The following is an 18,896-nucleotide window of genomic DNA, read 5'->3' on the forward strand; positions in this document are numbered from 1 at the left end:
TCGGCCTGTCAGGTGGGGGTTTTAACCAAGTTTTCGAGGGGGGGAAGAGGTTACAGCGGCATTCCTGAAAGTTTTGCAACCAATTCCGGTAGTTTTCGCGCGCCGAATTTCTCAAGCAACCGGGCGCGGTAAGCTTCGATGGTGCGGTAGCTCAGCCCCAGTTCGACGCCGATTTCCTTGGCGGACAGGCCCCTGCACGACAAAATCGCCACTTCGCGTTCCCGTGCGGTCAGCTCGACTAGCGGACGTTCCTCCGAAATGTCGGAAAAGCTCCAGATGCCGTGGCGGAAGGGGTCATCGGGGGTCAAGGATCGACCGCGTGCGCGGCACCAGAACAAATCCCCATTTCGCCGCCGCATGACGCGCTCGTCCGTGTAATATCCGGTGTCGCGCATGACCTGAAGACTGCGGGCACCGATACGCTCCCAATCCGCGACCGAGGGGTAAAGGTGCAGCAAAGGCATGTTGCGATAGTCGGCCTCGTCTCCTCCGAAGGTCCGTGCAAACTGCAGATTGCAGCGCCGGATGATACGGTTTTCCAACTCGACCAATCCGATAGGAGCATATTCGAAGGCGGCGTCACTCATTCCGGTATCGTGCAGGGAATTGGTTGGAAATAGAAGGGGTGCGGCCGAGAATGTGGTGTTGAGAGGCGTCAACACGGGTCTGATGATCGTGCAATCTGTTTGTTAAGGGTGTAAATTTGGTTTGAAAATGTGCTTCTAAAAGATAGAAAAACCTTAAGAGTTTAGAAAAAACTGAACGCTTACAAAGGTTGGTTCCGCTTGGGGAGGGGCGAGAACATGCGCGACACGTTGACAGGCAGCCGTATTCGAGAGAGGCGGCAAATCGCAGGACTGCGGCAGGCAGAACTGGCGCGTCGGGTCGGGATCTCGGCCTCCTATCTGAACCTGATTGAACACAATCGCCGCAGGATTGGCGGCAAGCTGCTTGTGGATATTGCCTCGGCTTTGGCCGTTGAGCCTTCGCTGCTGACGCAAGGGCTAGAGGCAACGCTGATATCCGCGCTGCGCGAGGCAGCGGCGGACGCGGTTGGACAACAGGCCGAAGTCGACAGCCTGGAGGAGTTCGCGGGACGTTTCCCGGGGTGGGCTGCTGTGCTAGCGCAGATGCACAGGCGCGTTGTCTCGCTTGAGCGAACGGTAGAAACCCTATCCGACCGTTTGACCCATGATCCACATCTGGCTGCTTCGATGCATGAGGTTCTGTCCACCGCAGCCGCGATTCGTTCGACCGCAGCGATTCTGGCCGAAACACAGGAAATCGAACCCGAGTGGCAGGATCGCTTTCATCGAAATCTGCATCAGGATGCTGAACGCCTTGCCGACAGTTCGAAATCCTTGGTTGCTTATCTGGATGATTCTGACGCGGCGGACGATCGTCGCGGCGTTCCTCTTGAAGATGCTGAGGCGTTCTTTGAGCAGCGCGGACACCACTTCCCCGAGATGGAGGGCAGCGAAGATAGCTCTGCGATAGACTTGAGCGAGATTGACTCGGCGGCCGCAAAGACCGTCACTCGCGGTCTTTTGGATGTCTATGCAAGCGACGCCAAGGCCATGCCATTGAAGGCGGTGAAAACTGCGCTGGCTGGCACGGAGCCTGATCCGATCAAGCTGGCTGCACAGTTTTCGGTGGACATCGCGACCGTTCTGCGCCGTTTGGCGGCACTGCCAGACGGGGTTCTTTCGCGACCCACGGGACTGGTGGTGTGCGATGCCTCGGGAAGTATCTTGTTTGCCAAATCGGTGCCGGGCTTTGCGATGCCGCGCTTTGGCGAGGCGTGCCCCCTGTGGCCTTTGTTTCAGGCGTTAAATCGGCCTTTGGTGCCAATTCGCAAACGTATTGTACAGCTTGGCCGGTCGGCGGCTGAGTTTGATTGCTATGCCTATGCATGGCCTCAAGCGATGTCGGGATATGACGACGCACCTGTTTATCGCTCGGTCATGTTGGTCCGGGCCGTCGAAGAAGGCGGGCAGGGTGGCCAGCCGGTTGCCAGGGTCGGGCCAAGTTGCAGGGTTTGCCCAAATGCCGACTGCGAGTCGCGCCGAGAGCCGTCGATTCTGAGCGAAGGTTTTTGACACTTTCCTGACAGACAGCGTAAGCTGATACAGACAGGACTGCGGATGGGTATCCTGTCACGGGGAGGAATGAAACATATGAGCCGTAAGGTTCTGCTAATTGAGGATGAGCCGAACATCGCCGAGGCCATTCGGTTCCTGCTGACGCGTGAGGGTTGGCAGGTTGAAACGCACGCCGAAGGAACGGACGCTGTCGAGGTCATTCAGGGCGCAAATCCTGATCTAGTCATTTTGGATGTTATGCTGCCGGGCAAAAGCGGCATGGATATTCTGCGCGATCTTCGCGAGTTGGACGACCTTCGGGGTCTGCCGGTCTTGATGTTAACGGCACGTGGTCAGCTTCGTGATCGCGAAATGGCCGAAAGCGCCGGTGTCAGCCGCTTCATGACCAAGCCGTTTTCCAATGCCGAGGTCCTGACCGCGGTGCGAGATCTGCACGCGCAGGCCACACAATCATGAGCAATAGCGAAGATCGGCAGCCTCAGGGTGTTCGGCCTTCGCTGTTTCTGGAACGCCAAAGCTATCGTCGGCGTCGGTTGACGGACGCTGCACGGCTGTTGCCAATTCTCGGGGCTGCATTGATCGCGATTCCGTTGCTCTGGCCTGAACCGGGGGAAACCGGGGCGGTCACTTTATCGTCGGCCATTCTCTATATCTTCACCTGCTGGGGGCTAATGATACTGATTAGCCTGATCTTTGGCTTTGCCGCCCGCCGCACGGCGGCGCGGGACGACACCGACCCGGACACGGATCGATGGCAACGCTGAACCTTCTGATCCTTGTCTGTCTGGGCTATGTGGTTCTTTTGTTCGGCGTGGCCTTTGCCGCTGACCGAATGGCTGCCGCTGGACGTGGGGCGTGGTTGCGGTCCCCTTTGTTTTATACTCTGTCGCTGTCGATCTATTGCACCGCCTGGACATTCTACGGCGCGGTTGGAAATGCCGCCCGGTCGGGGCTGGAGTTCGTGACGATCTATCTGGGTCCCACGCTGGTCATGATCAGTTGGTGGTGGGGTCTCAGGAAATTGGTCAGGGTTGGGCGCAGCCAAAGGGTGACCTCGATCGCGGACCTGATTTCGTCGCGCTACGGCAAGTCGAATACGCTGGCAATCTGTGTGACCATTCTGGCGGTTCTGGGCGGTACTCCGTATATCGCGCTGCAACTGCAGTCTATCACCTTATCGTTCTCGATCTTTGCAGAGGCTGATCCGTCCGGCCTTTACCGCGAGGGATCAAGCGTGTTTTGGGTGGCTGCAGGGCTGGCGATGTTTGCCATCCTGTTCGGGACACGAAACCTGGACGCGAACGAGCGTCACCACGGTGTTGTGACCGCTATCGCGTTGGAATCCGTGGTTAAACTGTTCGCTTTGCTGGCGGTTGGTATCTTCGTCGTTTGGGGGGTCGCAGGCGGCGTTGGGCCGATGATGGATCGCATAGACGCATCAGAGATCGGTCAGTGGAATGTGGACGCGGGTCGCTGGACGACGTTTATCTTTTTGTCTGCTGCGGCGTTTGTCTGCTTGCCGCGCATGTTTCAGGTGATGGTGGTTGAAAACGCGGATGAAGGACACCTGAGAACAGCGGCCTGGGCTTTTCCGCTATATCTGCTTTTGATGAGCCTGTTTGTGGTGCCGATCGCTGTGGTGGGTTTGGACCTGTTGCCGGAAGGGTCGAACCCAGACCTGTTTGTTCTGACTGTGCCCCTGTCACAGGGCAATGAGTGGTTGGCCATGTTGTCCTTCATTGGGGGGTTTTCGTCTGCAACGTCGATGGTGATCGTTACGGCCATGGCCTTGTCAACCATGGTTTCGAACCATCTTGTGATGCCAATCTGGCTAAGCACTCAGGAAGGGTCCGGGTCCCTGTCCGGCGATGTTCGACATGTCGTGTTGGTTGCGCGCCGTGTCTCAATCGCGGCGATCATGGCATTGGGCTTTTTTTACTACCGGTTATCTGGTGGTGGCGCTGCGCTTGCCTCAATTGGGCTTGTGGCCTTTGCCGGTATTTCTCAGATTCTGCCTGCCCTGGTCGGCGGTTTGTTCTGGCGCGGGGCGACGCGGACAGGAGCACTTGTCGGGTTGTCAGTGGGGTTCCTCTTGTGGATCTACACGCTGCTTCTGCCCGGAATGGGTGGGGCGCTGATGTCCAGCTCGGTTCTGCAGGACGGCCCGTTTGGGATCGGCTGGCTGCGGCCGCAGGCATTGTTCGGGATCGAAGGGATGGACCCCATGGTCCATACGGTCATGTGGTCGCTGTCTTTGAATACCGTCGCTTTCTGCGTGGCGTCGCTGCTGAGTTTTCCTAGCCCGCTGGAGCGCTTGCAGGGGGCGCAGTTCGTCAATGTCTTTGACCATTCTGTCGCCCCGCGCGGATGGACCGGGTCCGTTGCACAAAGCGAGGACCTGATGATCATGACCCAGCGCATACTGGGCGCGGGTCCTGCGCAGGAGTTCTTTCAGGCCGAAGCTGAACAACAAGGCGGACGATCCAGCCTGCCCGAACCAACACCTGCCTTTCTGGAACGGCTTGAGCGGGAATTGAGCGGCTCGGTCGGGGCCGCGACGGCGCATGCCATGATTGGCCAGATTGTCGGCGGGTCTTCGGTGTCGGTCGAGGACCTTTTGGCTGTGGCCGACGAATCCGCGCAATTGCTGGAATACTCCAGCCAGCTAGAAGTGAAATCTGCCGAGCTTAGCCGTACAGCCCGGCAACTGCGCGAAGCGAATACCAAGCTGACCCAGATATCGCAGCAGAAAGACAACTTCCTTAGTCAAGTCAGTCATGAACTGCGTACACCCATGACCTCGATCCGGGCGTTTTCCGAGATCATGCGGGACACAGACGGTTTAACGGACGAAGAACAGACGCGCTATGCGGCGATCATCCACGACGAGGCGCTGCGGTTGACGCGATTGCTGGATGACCTGCTGGACCTGAGCGTTTTGGAAAGCGGACAGGTCAGCTTGAATATGGGAGGCGATACCCTGCGCTCGGTTCTGGATCGGGCCGTATCGAGCGCGTTGGCGGGCACCAGCAAAACCCTCACCGTTCGCCGCTCGAAGGCGTCCGAACGCATTCCGCTTCACACCGATCTGGATCGTTTGGGGCAAGTCTTCATCAACTTGATTTCCAACGCGCAGAAATACTGCGATGCGGATGACCCGGTCCTGACCATTTCTGCGCATGATGTAGGCGGCCAGGTCGTGATTGATTTTGCGGATAACGGTAGCGGTATTCCAGCCGAGGCGCGGTCCATGGTGTTCGAAAAATTCGCGCGTGTAGGTGGCGACAAGGCAGGCGGGGCTGGTTTGGGTTTGGCGATCTGCCGCGAGATCATGCAGCGTCTTGGGGGCGATATCAGCTATTTGCCGGGGCAGGGCGGGGCAGCCTTCCGCGTGCAGGTGCCACTGGCTTATAGGCAAGCAGCCCAATAAGACGGGTGTAAAGACATTCGTAACCTGTGCCGGAGTAGACCAGAACATAGGCACATTTACGATTGACGACTTCAGGCATGACACAACCGGTCACCACCGCTTTGGCGAAAAAACTAACTGCAAGCCAGGACGCGCGCGGCGATCAGTCGAATTCCATTCTTCGCGCGCTGCGGTTGGCACTTGCCCGTACCGCTGCGGATCGTTTGCAACTGCCGTTGTCGGTCATCGCGGCAAGGCGGGTATCTCGATCAGCCGACGGGCTTTCGGGGTTTGCCGGTGACAACTGGTTGTTGCTGCATCTTCTGAACAACGACGGGCTTTCGGCGGCGGTCTGTATGGATTTGGAAACCGTTTCGGCCATCGTTCAAGTGCAGACTATTGGTGAGGTGACGTCAACGACACCTACGCCACGGGCCTTTACCGATACGGATGCCGCGATGGTTGCGCCCATGATCGAAGACGCATTCACCCGCGCGGTACGGTTGGTGGAAACCGTCAGTGAACAGGCAAGCCTGACAGGGTATCAGTACAAGTTGCGGTTGCCTGATCTTCGGGCGCTGTCATTGGCTATGACTCAGGATGCGTATGTTTCATATGATCTAACGGTCGAGCTGGGCGGCGGTTTGCGACAGGGCCGGTTTTCTGTTCTTCTTCCCGAAGTGGCGGGCCCGGCGGATGCCGAACCTAGTGAGGATTCGGAGCCGCATATCGAACAGGCATCGGGCGTGCTGCGCGCAGAGTTGAATACTGTGATTTGCCAAATGGCTTTACCCCTAGCTTCTTTTTCGGCGCTTGCAGCGGGGGATGTATTGCCTTTGACCGGAGCACGGCTTGATCGCGCGCAATTGCTGACGATCGACAGGACTCGGACAGCAGTAGGACGTTTGGGGCAATCCGGTGGGATGCGGGCAATTCGCCTGAACGAATACGAGCCGCAGGATGCGCCGTCACAGGCCGAGACTAAGGATTTCTTTGAGGCACGAACGACGGCAATCCATCCCTCGACAGAGCTGTCTGTAGAACCCATTCACACAGACACACATGCGATTGACACCATCGATAGCACGTTGGAGTTCGGCGACTCCGACCAGATCGCCGCCGAAATTTCGAAGCTGGCTGGCCTGAACGATGACGCAGGTCAGGTGGCCTGATCCATAGGGTTTACCCAGCCGCGTTGCGAATTTGATCAAGCGTGGGACGAAGGTTTTCCAGCGCGTAGCCTGCCTTGGTTGTTGCGTCCAGAATATCGTCCGTGCTCATCCGGTCGCATTGGCCAAGGGCCCAGATAACTGAACACCGCGTACCTGATGCGCAATACGCCAGCACCGGTCCGCTGCAGCTTTCGGCCAACTCGCGCTGGAGGGCGACGTTCTCGGGTGTCATGGTCTGATGCGTCAGCTCCAGAACCTCATATTCCAAACCCGCTGCACGGACGGCCTCGCCAATGGCGTCCGACTGCATGTCTGACGGAACTTCGGTGTTCGGCCGGTTGCAAATAACCTTGACGAATCCGGCTTCGGCTATGGCTGAAACATCCTCGACCGTGATTTGCGGCGAGACGGCGTAGCGGGGTGTAATGCGGCGAATCTCCATCCCAATTGATTAGGCTGCGTTTGCAGTTCTGTCCAGTTGCGCCCCCACAGTCGGCGCTGCGTACATTCCGGCGATCATTGCGGCCAGAAACACTAGCCCGCCAACGCCGCCATAGGTCACCGAGGCAATGGCAGGTCCCGGACACAGCCCGGACAAGCCCCACCCCATGCCAAACAGGACAGAGCCGACGACAAGCCGCCGATCCAACTCGGGCGGAGACATGGTCGGAAAGGTGCCGCCGGCCAAGGGGCGACGATGTTCTGTCATCCGCCAGGCAAACAGCATTGGGATAATCGCCCCGCCCATCACGAAGGCCAGTGTCGGATCCCAGTTCCCGAACACGTCCAGCCACCCCTGAACTTTGGTGGTGTCCGTCATGCCCGAGATCAGCAGACCTGCGCCAAACAGGCACCCGGCAATCAAAGAGATCAGCAACCGCATCAGATCACCCCCCACATGTGGCGCAGAACCGCGAGTGTGATTGCACCGGCAGCGATGTAGATAACCGTTGCCACAATTCCGCGCAGCGAGAAACGCGATATTCCACAGACCCCATGTCCCGACGTGCATCCATTGGCGATCCGGGTGCCGATCCCAACCAGCAGTCCCGCGAAAATGATGACAGCAATATTGCCGGTCAGATGGGTCTGCGGTGTGGGTGACATCAACGGGCGAAGAAGCAAGGGCATTCCTACAAGCCCTGCAACAAAAACCAGGCGTTCCAAGGTGCGATCACTATTGTCGACCAAGCCGCCCAAGATGCCGCTGGCCCCCATGATCCGGCCATTCCCTAGCAGATAAACAGCGGCACCCAGACCAATCAGCAGGCCCCCGGCCAACCCCCAAATCCATTCCAGTTGCATGGTTCTTTTTTCTCCACGTATTGGTTGGCTTCACAGTTTATTCACTGGAATCTTTAGGAAAACATCACCCTCTTTGTCGGCAGGAGGCATCTGCCCCGCGCGCATATTGACCTGAAGAGAAGGCAGGATCAGACGGGGCATGCCAAGCGTCGCATCCCGTGCATCGCGCATTTTGACGAACTCCTCGACCGAGCGTCCCTGGCCGATATGAACATTGAGCGCCTTCTGCTCTCCGACTGTTGTTTCCCACGCATATTCGTCGCGGCCCGGTGCCTTGTAATCATGCCCTACGAAGATGCGTGTCTGATCAGGCAGCGACAGGATTTTCTGGATCGACGTAAACAGCATTTCCGATGACCCGCCCGGAAAATCGCACCGCGCGGTTCCGAAATCGGGCATGAACAGGGTGTCCCCCACGAAAGCCGCGTCTCCGATAACATAGGTCAGACAGGCCGGGGTATGGCCGGGCGTGTGCAGAACATCACCCCGCATTTGACCCACGTGAAAGCTGTCGCCCTCGCGGAACAAGGCGTCAAACTGACTGCCATCGCGTTGGAACTCGGTCCCTTCATTGAAGATTTTGCCAAATGTCTCCTGAATGGTGACGATCTGATCTCCGATACCGATTTTACCGCCCAAATTCTGTTGTAGGTAGGGGGCCGCCGACAGGTGATCGGCATGAACATGGCTTTCCAAAATCCATTCGACTTTCAAACCGTTGGCCTGAACATATTCGATAATCTTATCCGCTGAACTGGTGTCGGTTCGGCCGGATGCATGGTCAAAGTCCAGGACACTGTCGATAATTGCACAGGCCGTCCCCTCGGGTTCCTGTACTAGGTAGGACACGGTAAACGTATCGGTGTCAAAAAACGCTTTCACCTTCGGTGTCATTTTGCCCTCCGTCAGACTGCCTTATTCGTATATCAATTTCGGAATGTATAGTGATAAAGAATCCGTGAATTGATGTTTGTCAAGGCAGGGTAATTCAGATCGGCCTAGAATTTAACCATTCCGCAGGTGACTGCCGAAACCGTATTTCAGACAGGCGGGTTTTTGCGTGTCGTCGGGTTAAGGTCAGCAGGTCTTAAATCGGTTACCTATATGTGGGTAGATAACGCACCATTTGGGAGGATGGAGATGTCTACAATTAATTTATATTCCGAAGCCGAGCAGCTTGAAGAAAAGTTGCAGGGTGCGTGTCTTGAAACCCGTCTGGCGCTTCAGCCAAGCGTGACAAGGGTAATTGAACGGATGCGCCAGCAGGGTGTACATGTCCCCTCGCGCTTGCGTCGGCTGGATGCAGCCTTGTGTGAGGACGCGATGGAGGCTCAGTTCGATAATCTGCCTGTTTAGGCTATGGGATTAACTGAACGAGATACCCAGAATAACCAGCATCAGCCCGATCACGGACAGAAAGAGTGAGGCCAGATTCCAAGGCAATACTCCCTGAACAGTCGCGCGCAGTTCGTCATCGGACAGACCGGACTTTCGCGCTTTCATCACGTGCAGGATGCACCAGACGAGTCCCAACAGTCCGGCAAGCGACAGGGCGGCTCCGCCCCAGGTGATGATTTCGAACATGGTTTTCCGCATCAGGCCAAAGAGTTTCTTTGCGCTTATCGGATACCCGTGCATCGCACAAGTCCGATGCCCGATTGTCCGCTTGCGGCGGGTGCTGCGGCCATGTATCCGGCTTAGTGCCGACTTGCGGCAACAGACTTCAGCCTCTGGGAGAGAATAAATGGAAGACATGACCGAAGATCAGGCCGCCGCCAACTATCGCGTTACCGCCGGAGAGCTGCGTCAGTTTATCGAACGGTTCGAACGTCTGGACGCTGAAAAGAAAGACATCGCAGAGCAGCAGAAAGAAGTCATGGCCGAAGCCAAGGCGCGCGGCTACGACACCAAGGTCATGCGCAAGGTAGTTGCTCTTCGCAAACGTGACAAAGACGATATCGCAGAAGAAGAGGCGGTATTGGAGATGTACAAAGAAGCCTTGGGTATGAGCTGACGGTTTCGAATTTGTGGTGTCGTTCAGGCTTTGCTTTCTACGACACCGCGATCTGGGTGGGCAGCCAAACCGGGACTGGTGGATTTCTATCTCGGGTCAAGAAAGGCTGATTGATCGCAGGTCACAGTACTTGGGCGGGGCAATTTTTCTGGGCTCAGGGCCTTAACAACTGGACCCCTGGCATTGATTCCAGCCTTTCAAGATCCTGTTCATAAAGCTCGGAAAACGCATCCACGATGTCTGTGCTCCAGCCCGGAAGTTCCAGTTCTTCTTCTACAAGCTCCGGTTGGGCGTGATCTTCCAAGATGTCCGCCAGAGCATAGCGTAAGCCCGTTTGTTCCCCGTCAGGTCTCGCATTCAAAAGCGCATTCGCCTTTTCTTTTCCCGCTTCATCCAGAAGGGAAAGCAGAAAGTTATACTCTTTTTCTAGGGTCAGTTCCTCTGGCAGGCCGCACATTCTTCTCAAAATGTCGCCCCAAATCAGAGGCGATTCCTCATTGCTCCACAAGGTGATGTTTACGCCCGGAGCCATGTCGCGGATGTCGTCGACCATTCCGATCCAATTCAGGCAGCTCAGGTCTGTATTGCGAATGATATTTTCCCTGTCTTCGTCTGGCAGAGACATTAGTAGTTTGGGAATAAACGTGCCCGGGTTTCGTAAGGCAAAGAAGAAGTCGATCCGAATGTCTTCGAGCGCCTGATCCAACACGGACATTAGCTTTCCGGCGCGTGGGTAAAGTTGCCCGTCCTGAATAGCCGCCTTTGAGTCTGCAATCAGTGCATTGCTTTGGAACACGGCCCGGCGAATGCTGGGGTCTGATGTCAGGCCTGCGCGAACCTGACTGGTTTCTTCTGGTGTCAGGAACTGCGGCTCGGATGTTGAGAAGGTCGGCTTGAAGGCTTGTTTGTATTGGCGCGGGCCAAAAGCGGCAACACCATGCTCGGTCAGCACAGACTTGTGGGCTCTCAGGGCTTTTAACACTCTGCCTTCGCCGGTGAATGCGGCTCCTGCGTGGATAGCAACCTGCATATTCGCTTTTTGCCCCTGCCTCTTCTGCCTCGTCTGTCGGGTTACAGGCTGTGTAACTGACAGTCAAACCAGTACGCTGATGTGGCGTGGCAGGGGCGCCTGACGCTGGGATTCAAAAATCATCGACAAAAGAAAAAAATGAGTCTTGCAGTCCAGAACCAGAGGCAGTAATCGACGTCCAGTGCCCCTATAGCTCAGCTGGTAGAGCAACTGATTTGTAATCAGTAGGTCCGCGGTTCGAGTCCGTGTGGGGGCACCACTTCAACCGATTGACCGGAAACGAAAAACCGCTGAGCGAAGCTTGGCGGTTTTCGGTTTTTTCAAACGTTTTTCAAACATTGTCTAAATTTCTGCGTTTTTGGTCGGCATGATGTAACCGTGACTTTGATGCAGTGTTACCAGTCTCATGTTCGGGCTGCGCAACATCTCAAACCGTAAGCGCAGGAAAAATAACTAAACCGCCGAAAATACCGCTCACGCTACATATAGTTGGTTGATGAACACACAGAAGAATTTATTGTGGTATGTAAGCCTGTATGAGCGTTCGAGTCGTCGCCCGTGGCAACGATTGTGCTGAAGCCAAAGTACGACAAAGCAGTCTACGTTCGGGAATTCTGTAGGAGTTGAGTATGAAGTTCGATGAATTGTTGGAGACTCTGGGCGCCCCGACTAAGTCAGGTGAAAATTGGGCTGTTTATCGTGGAGATTGTGTGGAGTTGCTTGCCCAGATGCCAGCGGCATCAATTCCTCTCACGGTCACTTCTCCGCCTACAACATCGGGAAATCGTATGAAGAAGTACGCGATGTAGGGGAGTACATAGATTGGTGCGAGAATTGGATAGAACTTACCCATCGCATCACGACATCCTCAGGATCGTTTTGGCTTAACCTTGGCTATTTGTCTTTGCCAGATCGGGCAAAAGCGATTCCGATTCCATACCTTTTATGGGACCGTGTACCATTTTATCTGATTCAGGAGGTTGTTTGGAACTACGGGGCTGGGGTTGCCGCCCGCACATCATTTTCTCCGCGAAACGAGAAATTCTTGTGGTATGTCCGCGACCCAGAAAACTATACATTTAACTTGGATGATGTGCGTGACCCCAACGTAAAGTATCCAAACCAAAGAAAAAACGGGAAGCTAAGATGCAATCCGCTTGCAAAAAACCCGTCTGATGTTTGGCAATTTCCAAAGGTTACCTCCGGCAAGAATCGTTCTTCGAAAGAGCGGACTCCGCACCCAGCTCAATTCCCAACAGCGGTTGTGGACAGGATAATCAAAGCATGTAGCAACCCTGGAGATGTGATCCTCGATCCGTTTATGGGTTCAGGTTCACTGGCGGAGGCAGCTCTGCGCGCAGGACGCAAAGCCGTCGGGTTCGAAATCAACGCTGACTATGTTGACCTGACGGCAGAGCGCCTAAAAGTGGCCTTCGCTCAGCCAGAACTGCTATAAAGCCGCTTTAGCTTGTACCTGTCGCTCTCTGGACGCAGTCGAGCTTGCTGACCTGTTGCAGCTTTTTGCCCAATCCAATCTGTGTGATCGAGCCACCCAAATCTGATCAATTTCACTTTTGGAAGACCGTTGGTTCCGAACTTTTCGAAATTTACCGTCGACGCAGTCATTCACTGCAGTTTGCGCGAGCGTCTGCTTTCGGCGGATTCGGTCCTTGGTCGAATTTCTTTGCAACTACTGACGTGCGGACAAACCTGCCTTTGACATCCCCAGATCGGACGTCCGCTCTCGAAACTACAGGTTCAAATACGCCGACGCATCTTCATCAGACCAGTCGTTCGTTTTATCCACCAAATCGAGCGGCGGGCCAGCTGTGGTAAGGAGCACCTCAGCCAATGCGGTTGTTTCCCAGAATCATCATTTAGGGTCTAAGCTGATCATGAATGGTTTTGCCATGTAAACTAAGCCCGCTATTCGGCGTTGTACCAAATTGGTGACGTATAAGCGCGGTCCTGAACTTCCGCGGGAACAGCCTCGGGCAGCGGGATATCGTAGAAAGCGGCGTCGATAGTCGTCCAACGTGGTTTTGGAATTTCGATCACCCTCACGTAAAAAAACGCGTTGTTATCCGGATCAAACTCTGGGTCTTGCCAATACGCGGCAAGCTCTACGGAACCGATTGAGTTGCTGTAGGTGGCGTTCTCAATATCTACGGTCGAGCCCACAGGTTCGCGTGCGCGCCCATCTTCTCCGATCTCACGACCGTCAGAGACCGCCACGTCAAAAATTCGCTCGTGGGTCTCGCCACTCTGATCGATCCAACCTTTGATGATCTGGACACGGTCGAGGTTTGCACCATCCGGATCGCGCAGCGCACGTACCAGAAAGCCGGGGACCGCCCCATCAGGCGCGTTCTTCAGGTCACCGCCCATTGGCACGCCATTCTGATACCCGTTGGAAACAAAGTCCGACGCGTACAGATCTTCGGCGTCGAAATCCCAACCACCAAAGACGCGGACCCGCATTCTCGGCCCGGTTGTGGCATAGGCCTCCTTGCGCTTGATGGCACCGTGGACTTCTTCGCGCGTGTTGTCGCGGGCCCAAACAGCCGTAAGGCCCGCAGCCGACTCCTGCGCCGTAATGATACGCAATGCCGGATCTTCCGCCGGAATTACATCAAAGTTGTGACGGCTCGCCGAAGGCTCCGTATGTTGGTACTTGCCAAAGTAGTTGTCCTCGCGCGTGGTCGGCAGGGCGGTATGCGTGTCCGTCGTACCGTAGAAGCCGAACTTGAACGGGTTAACGCCTGTCTCGCGCTGCACCTCAAGCCCGACCTTCAAGGCGGAACGCCCATATTCGTAGCGCAGCATTTCAGGTGTCTTTGCAACGGTGCCCGAGATATTTGCGACATCCCAGGTTTCAAAATCCGCAAACTCATCATCGGGCGACAGGTACGGATGCGTTTCCTCATCTCCCTTGATCTGGGTGACCTCATGCATGGGCTCCCAACGAATACGTTTGGCGGCGTATTCCGCATCCATGGGTGACCCGTCAAACTTGGTCGGCGCGAACATTATACCGTTGGATATGTTGCCGTTATGGGGAACGGACACGGCGCTTCCGCCTGTCGCGTCTTCGTAGGCGGCCAGATAATCCCACAGCCGCTCAGGGTCCTCACTTTCAAAAAAGGGCAATGGGCGGGTTCGACTGGTCTTATCAGCACCATCCCCAAAAATCACGACGCGATGAAGGTTGTCACCACGTGGTGTCGATGTCCATTCGTATCCCGCCAACGATGTAAAAACGCCGGGTTCGTAGTACTCGTCGACAGTTTCCACGATCTGTTGCCAGAGGTCGCCGTCCAAACCCAAACCTGCCGTTGGGTCCCGGCCTTCGATTGACGCAATTTCGATGATGTCGGCAAACGCCTCCATCCGGCCTTCCTGCCCAGAATTGAACCTTTCATAAGTCAGGCGGCCCCAGTCGTCGGCCAAAAGCCTAGGGTCTGCCGCGCGAATGGCGGTCGCAAGACCCAGCATTTCCGCATGCTCGGTGATCGCAAGGAAATCGAGGGGCCTGATGAGCTGAACAGGCTGCCCGGTATTCGAGGTTATTCTCTCTCCTCGCGCAACGCGAAAAGCGTCATGGATGTTCAGCGATGTTCCCACCAGCCCTGCGTCGAACGAAATTTCAGTGTGAAAATGCAAATCTCCAAAGAGAACTTGATCGGGGTAAGACCGATCAACAAACGGAGAGTAGGTCTGCGCAGGGACCACAGCTTCAGGAGGAACTTCGCCTTCAAAGCCTACAGCTTGTGTTCCCAATGAAAACGCTAAGGCGGTTGTAGCATGCAACAAAAACGTGGGTTCAAATTGAGTTCTCATGACTGCCCCCCAGACAAAAAAACTAATGCCGCAGTGTATGAAAAAATATGCAAAAAATCAAATATTCAGGTGGGTGAGGCGCGTGATCCGGGATCCGAGCTTAACGGTTGGAGTGGTGAACTTGCGCAGCAGTTGGCACGTCTGCGCCAGACCAGAACTGGGGATCAGTGACCGCCCCTATTTCCGCAAAATTTATTAAAAGTCGTTGATTTTTAAAGAGTTTACGGGCTCAAAACTCATTACAACTGCTCACCGGAAACGGATCTTTTTATGCGAATGGTACTGAGTGTTACAGTGCGTTCATAACACCTGCATCGTTCAGCAAAGGTGCCGCAAGAAAGTTAGGGGAACGTGAAGTGATTGAATTTTATAGATCCATTTGGAGAACAACGGGACAGCGACAGATGGTTAACATCTTGCTGTCGCTGGCCATTGCCGCCCTGGCGGCGTTTCCTCTGAATTACCAAAAGGAAATCGTGAACGGGCTGACCGAAAAGAAAATAAGCCCCGCAGGATTGCTGTGGCTCGGCGTTGCAATGGGTGGAGTGATCATCCTGAGCCTCGCGCTGAAATGGGTGCTGGGTTACCTATCGAGCGTTCTGGGCGAAGACATGATCCGCAAACTTCGCAAGCGCATTTGCAATCTGTCGCGCGAAACCCCCGCAGGGGCTGAGAAAGTTGCCTATGGTGCCAAGGCCACAATGGTGTCGGCCGAAGCCGAACAAGTGGGAAAGTTCTCGGGAAGCGCTTTGTCTGAACCCATCGTACAGGCCGGAACCCTTGTTGTGATCGTCGGATACATTGCAGCCAATCAACCCTCTCTGGGGCTGATTGCAATCGGTATGATTATCCCTCAGGTGTTTATTGTTCTTCTCGTCCAGACTCGCGTGAACTCCCTTGTGTCAGACAGGGTTCACACATTGCGCAAAGCCACAAACTGGCTTGTTGACCCTGATCGCTCGGCCGTGGAAATCACACCTAAATTTGACGAGATCTACGATACCCGTTCTCGGATATTCGTGTGGAAGCTGTCTTCGAAATTTGTACTCAGCGCCATTAACGGAGCCGGGACGGTGGGGGTTCTTGTCGTGGGCGGTTGGCAGGTTCTGGAAGGCAATACGGATGTCGGCACAGTCGTCGCCGCCACTGTAGGTTTGACACGTCTTCAGGGCCCGACGCGGCAGCTGATTGCCTTTTATCGACAGGTCAGCGCAACCGCTGTGAAATTTGAACTGCTGCGCGACGCAGGTGTAGATATGGCTGACGTGCCAAACTGAACTTTGCCCGCCTGTTGTTTCAAGAGGATAAAGCAATGACCAATGAGGCCGGTCTTGTCTTTGTATTGATCGCTGCCGTAGGCGTTGAACTTATGGCAAACAACCGTTCATTCTACGACTTTGTCGCCTTGAAAGCAGGCATTCCTTCAAGAGCAACAAAAGGCAGCTTCGTCCACATTGCAGGCATTCAACGAATTATCTTCAATGTCCTCTCCGAGCCCCCTTCTACCAAGTGCAGCAAGGTGCACGAATGTCCAATGGTGGGCGAAGCATAACCAGCCGCACTGGCTCTGCTGGATCAAATCTCCCACTTGAAGCCTGTTTCTTGTTCAGTCACCTCCCAAAGTCTTGTCATGGCGGGTTTGTCATACGCGTGCGGGTTCAATGTGCCCTTGCCGACTGGGCCAACGGCTTCTAAGCGGCCTGTTGGTCCGTAGAGTGCGCGTTGTTCGGTCAAAGTCTCTTCGGTGGCGCACATGACTTCGGGATAGGATCCTTGCTCGGCCGTTTGAACCATCGGTGTCTTCGTCATCAGCCACCAGATGAACCGCATCGTCCGGCTGCCGCTCGTACTGATCAGTGACGTTGCCGACGAGCCGGGATGGCAGACATAAACCTCGACCTCGGTGCGCCCTGCGGCGGCAAGCCTGTCCTGTAATTCATAGGCGAACATCATTTGCGCCAGCTTGCTTTGTGAGTAGGCGGTATTCGGCCCGTAACCCTCTTCCCAGTTCATGTCGTCGAACTTGATCGTCTTCAGACCCATGTTGTAGCCGAGACTGGCGACAACAACGATCCGACCTTTCGAGGCTTTGATCCGCTCAAACAGAAGACCACAGAGTAGGAAGTGACCGTAATGGTTGGTGCCGAGCTGGCTCTCGAATCCATCCTCTGTAAGCTTGCGGGTTGGTACCTGCGCGATGGCGGCATTGCAGATGAGCGCATCAATCTGAGGAACGGAATTTAGAACCTCGTCCGCAGCTTCACGCACGCTTGCGAGCGAGGCCAAGTCCATGCGTATGAAGATCACTTCTGCTTCACTGCCGAACTCGCTCTTCAGGTCCGCAACAGCTGTCTGAGACTTCTCAGCCGAACGGTTCAACATCACGACCTTGGCGTTCTTTTTAAGGAGCGTCCGTGCGGCCTGGAACCCGGCACCGGCGTTGGCACCCGTGATGAGGTAGGTCTTGCCAGAGAGGTCGCCGAGGCGCTCGGGCACCCAGCCTTTGGGTCCAAATGTGGTATCTGGCATCTTTTGTCTCCTATCCGCGTTGGCGCATGGGCCAAGCGAACTTTGTTTAAGCATGGAAATGTAGATAGCTCTCATCAGAACGCAGAAACAGGCGAGAATATCGCAAATACTTGCCCGATTATATCAAGATAGTTGTCAGCATCGATCTGGAGTCTTTACATCGCTCTTATGAGCAAGGATCAGATCAAGCAAATCATCGCAGACCGAACCGCAACGGACGGCCTGACCGACACGGGCATCAAGGGTGTACGGTTGTTTCGCGCCACGCAATCAATCCCCTGTGTTCCAGCTGTTTATGAGCCCTGTGTCGTGGCCATTGTGAGCGGTGTAAAGGAAGCCGTTCTGGATGGCCGAAGATACGAATACGACAACAGTCAATACCTCTGCTGCCCAATGTCGATGCCGGTCAAGGCGGGGACGCCTTTGGCCTCGCATGACAACCCTCTCTACGGCGTTATGATCTTGCTGGAACAACGTGTTATGGCCGAACTGGCGATGGAAATGGAAAATGCCGGGGGCGTTCTGCCTTCGGTCAAAAGAGAAATGCGGGAGCCGGGAATTAGGCTCGCGCGATGGGACGACGGGTTCACGGAAGCGCTACTGCGGCTACTGCGGCTCGGAGACAGCGAGATGGATACAGCGGTTCTCGGCGAGGCGCGATTGCGTGAGCTGCTCTATTCGATCCTGAAGGGAGAAGCTGGCACCTTTGCACGGCAGGCATTTGGTGCTGGCAACGCGATCGCACGTTCCATAGCGCACGTGTCGTCACACTTGGATGCGCCGATCTCGATTGAAGTTATGGCAAGCAGAGCGGGCATGAGCCGGGCGGTCTTCCATCGTAAGTTCAAGCAGGTCACGACGATGGCACCTATCCAATTCGTTAAGTCGATGCGCCTCAACAACGCTGCAATGAAAATCGCGGGCGGGATGCCGGTGAACGAGGCTGCAACGGACGTTGGCTATGTCAGCCCGTCCCAGTTCAGTCGCGAGTTCAGGCGTGTGTATGGACAATCTCCAAGGCAATGGGGTGAGGCACAGAAACTACGGGTCAAAGTTTCTTGAGGTTGACTTGCGTGAGCAGAGCGGACCTTGGAGCAACCGCAGCGAACGGCTGCTTCGTCCGCGCTGCGGTAATTGATGCACTACATAGCGAAAGACCGCTTTGAGTCCAAAGTGGACATTTATCCGATACAAGTGCTCCGCTCTGCAGCGAAAGACCGTGTTGAGCGCAAAGTGCCGAATGCTGCGAACCCAACCAATGGCTTCTATAGTATTTGACTTTGTTCATTCACTGTCTGAAAGATTAGCGCAAGTATTTGATCATCTGCGGGTCGATAAACGCAGAAGCGGTGGATCGCGCTACCTCAGGCCAATAAACCTCCTGACAGGGTGACTATTTATGAAAAAAACCAACAATGGCTTTAGGCTTAAGAATATGTTCTCCATAAATTAATTAGAATTTCAGGGCGCCACATCTCAGATGTTTTTTGTCACG

At 55.1% G+C, this 18,896-nt stretch carries 21 protein-coding genes and 1 tRNA gene; 12 read left to right on the top strand and 10 right to left on the bottom strand.

Going from position 1 to position 18,896, the window contains the following annotated elements; translation table 11 throughout:
- Positions 1–50: 50 nt before the first annotated feature.
- Positions 51–587, bottom strand: coding sequence for a helix-turn-helix transcriptional regulator (locus tag RUESEDTHA_RS09145; RefSeq protein WP_171121938.1), 537 nt, complete (start codon positions 585–587; stop codon positions 51–53).
- A 216-nt stretch (positions 588–803) separates the two neighbouring features.
- On the opposite strand from RUESEDTHA_RS09145, the gene RUESEDTHA_RS09150 reads away from it, so the two are divergent.
- The 5 genes from RUESEDTHA_RS09150 to RUESEDTHA_RS09170 all read left to right on the top strand — a co-directional run bounded on the left by RUESEDTHA_RS09150 (position 804) and on the right by RUESEDTHA_RS09170 (position 6,683).
- Positions 804–2,099, top strand: a complete 1,296-nt coding sequence (locus RUESEDTHA_RS09150) for a helix-turn-helix transcriptional regulator (protein WP_180886404.1) — start codon at positions 804–806, stop codon at positions 2,097–2,099.
- Positions 2,100–2,177: 78 nt separating this feature from the next.
- On the top strand, positions 2,178–2,558 hold the full coding sequence (locus RUESEDTHA_RS09155; RefSeq protein ID WP_171121940.1) for a response regulator transcription factor: 381 nt from the start codon (positions 2,178–2,180) through the stop codon (positions 2,556–2,558).
- Complete coding sequence (locus tag RUESEDTHA_RS09160; protein WP_180886406.1) at positions 2,555–2,866, top strand: hypothetical protein; 312 nt, start codon at positions 2,555–2,557, stop codon at positions 2,864–2,866. Before RUESEDTHA_RS09155 ends, RUESEDTHA_RS09160 begins: the two co-directional genes overlap by 4 nt.
- On the top strand, positions 2,854–5,532 hold the full coding sequence (locus RUESEDTHA_RS09165; RefSeq protein ID WP_180886408.1) for a sensor histidine kinase: 2,679 nt from the start codon (positions 2,854–2,856) through the stop codon (positions 5,530–5,532). Before RUESEDTHA_RS09160 ends, RUESEDTHA_RS09165 begins: the two co-directional genes overlap by 13 nt.
- Before the next feature lie 77 nt (positions 5,533–5,609).
- Positions 5,610–6,683, top strand: coding sequence for a FliM/FliN family flagellar motor C-terminal domain-containing protein (locus RUESEDTHA_RS09170; protein WP_180886410.1), 1,074 nt, complete (start codon positions 5,610–5,612; stop codon positions 6,681–6,683).
- Positions 6,684–6,693: 10 nt separating this feature from the next.
- Here RUESEDTHA_RS09170 and RUESEDTHA_RS09175 read toward each other — a convergent pair whose 3' ends face one another.
- From RUESEDTHA_RS09175 to RUESEDTHA_RS09190, 4 genes are read right to left on the bottom strand one after another with little or no spacing between them, the layout of a single operon-like run.
- Positions 6,694–7,125: a TIGR01244 family sulfur transferase gene (locus RUESEDTHA_RS09175; RefSeq protein ID WP_180886412.1), complete on the bottom strand. Its 432-nt coding sequence runs from the start codon at positions 7,123–7,125 to the stop codon at positions 6,694–6,696.
- A 9-nt stretch (positions 7,126–7,134) separates the two neighbouring features.
- Entirely contained in the window at positions 7,135–7,566 is a 432-nt protein-coding gene (locus RUESEDTHA_RS09180) for a DUF6691 family protein (RefSeq protein ID WP_180886414.1), read from the bottom strand.
- Positions 7,566–7,988, bottom strand: a complete 423-nt coding sequence (locus RUESEDTHA_RS09185; RefSeq protein ID WP_171121946.1) for a YeeE/YedE family protein — start codon at positions 7,986–7,988, stop codon at positions 7,566–7,568. The genes RUESEDTHA_RS09180 and RUESEDTHA_RS09185 overlap by 1 nt, the downstream gene beginning before the upstream one ends.
- 30 nt (positions 7,989–8,018) lie before the next feature.
- Positions 8,019–8,882, bottom strand: coding sequence for an MBL fold metallo-hydrolase (locus tag RUESEDTHA_RS09190; RefSeq protein ID WP_180886416.1), 864 nt, complete (start codon positions 8,880–8,882; stop codon positions 8,019–8,021).
- A gap of 246 nt (positions 8,883–9,128) precedes the next feature.
- Between RUESEDTHA_RS09190 and RUESEDTHA_RS09195 the strand changes: the two genes are divergently transcribed.
- A complete protein-coding gene (locus RUESEDTHA_RS09195) occupies positions 9,129–9,344 on the top strand; it encodes a hypothetical protein (RefSeq protein WP_180886418.1) in 216 nt (71 codons plus the stop codon).
- A gap of 9 nt (positions 9,345–9,353) precedes the next feature.
- Here the strand turns inward: RUESEDTHA_RS09195 and RUESEDTHA_RS09200 are convergent, their stop codons facing one another.
- Positions 9,354–9,572: a hypothetical protein gene (locus RUESEDTHA_RS09200; RefSeq protein ID WP_171122335.1), complete on the bottom strand. Its 219-nt coding sequence runs from the start codon at positions 9,570–9,572 to the stop codon at positions 9,354–9,356.
- Positions 9,573–9,732: 160 nt separating this feature from the next.
- Here RUESEDTHA_RS09200 and RUESEDTHA_RS09205 point away from each other — a divergent pair, with 160 nt between their 5' ends.
- On the top strand, positions 9,733–10,002 hold the full coding sequence (locus RUESEDTHA_RS09205) for a DUF2312 domain-containing protein (protein ID WP_171121949.1): 270 nt from the start codon (positions 9,733–9,735) through the stop codon (positions 10,000–10,002).
- Positions 10,003–10,156: 154 nt separating this feature from the next.
- Here the strand turns inward: RUESEDTHA_RS09205 and RUESEDTHA_RS09210 are convergent, their stop codons facing one another.
- Positions 10,157–11,032, bottom strand: a complete 876-nt coding sequence (locus RUESEDTHA_RS09210) for a hypothetical protein (RefSeq protein WP_180886420.1) — start codon at positions 11,030–11,032, stop codon at positions 10,157–10,159.
- A 183-nt stretch (positions 11,033–11,215) separates the two neighbouring features.
- Between RUESEDTHA_RS09210 and RUESEDTHA_RS09215 the strand changes: the two genes are divergently transcribed.
- A tRNA-Thr gene (locus tag RUESEDTHA_RS09215) sits at positions 11,216–11,291 on the top strand.
- Positions 11,292–11,738: 447 nt separating this feature from the next.
- Positions 11,739–12,488, top strand: coding sequence for a site-specific DNA-methyltransferase (locus RUESEDTHA_RS09220; RefSeq protein ID WP_219635841.1), 750 nt, complete (start codon positions 11,739–11,741; stop codon positions 12,486–12,488).
- Here RUESEDTHA_RS09220 and RUESEDTHA_RS21020 read toward each other — a convergent pair.
- Both RUESEDTHA_RS21020 and RUESEDTHA_RS09230 read right to left on the bottom strand, forming a co-directional pair.
- Positions 12,470–12,658 carry a ScaI family restriction endonuclease gene (locus RUESEDTHA_RS21020; RefSeq protein WP_180886422.1) on the bottom strand — a complete coding sequence of 63 codons (189 nt, stop codon included), beginning with the start codon at positions 12,656–12,658 and terminating at the stop codon, positions 12,470–12,472. The two genes, RUESEDTHA_RS09220 and RUESEDTHA_RS21020, sit on opposite strands and share 19 nt — an antisense overlap.
- A 300-nt stretch (positions 12,659–12,958) precedes the next feature.
- On the bottom strand, positions 12,959–14,872 hold the full coding sequence (locus RUESEDTHA_RS09230) for a DUF3604 domain-containing protein (RefSeq protein WP_180886424.1): 1,914 nt from the start codon (positions 14,870–14,872) through the stop codon (positions 12,959–12,961).
- 404 nt (positions 14,873–15,276) lie between these two features.
- Between RUESEDTHA_RS09230 and RUESEDTHA_RS09235 the strand changes: the two genes are divergently transcribed.
- On the top strand, positions 15,277–16,149 hold the full coding sequence (locus RUESEDTHA_RS09235; protein WP_255431665.1) for an ABC transporter transmembrane domain-containing protein: 873 nt from the start codon (positions 15,277–15,279) through the stop codon (positions 16,147–16,149).
- A 35-nt stretch (positions 16,150–16,184) separates the two neighbouring features.
- Complete coding sequence (locus RUESEDTHA_RS09240; RefSeq protein ID WP_180886428.1) at positions 16,185–16,424, top strand: hypothetical protein; 240 nt, start codon at positions 16,185–16,187, stop codon at positions 16,422–16,424.
- Positions 16,425–16,447: 23 nt separating this feature from the next.
- Here the strand turns inward: RUESEDTHA_RS09240 and RUESEDTHA_RS09245 are convergent, their stop codons facing one another.
- Entirely contained in the window at positions 16,448–17,401 is a 954-nt protein-coding gene (locus tag RUESEDTHA_RS09245) for an SDR family oxidoreductase (protein WP_180886430.1), read from the bottom strand.
- Between the two features lie 168 nt (positions 17,402–17,569).
- On the opposite strand from RUESEDTHA_RS09245, the gene RUESEDTHA_RS09250 reads away from it, so the two are divergent.
- Entirely contained in the window at positions 17,570–18,463 is an 894-nt protein-coding gene (locus RUESEDTHA_RS09250) for an AraC family transcriptional regulator (protein ID WP_180886432.1), read from the top strand.
- The last annotated feature ends 433 nt before the right edge of the window (positions 18,464–18,896 follow it).

Source organism: Ruegeria sp. THAF57 (assembly GCF_903914075.1).
GTDB lineage: Bacteria > Pseudomonadota > Alphaproteobacteria > Rhodobacterales > Rhodobacteraceae > Ruegeria.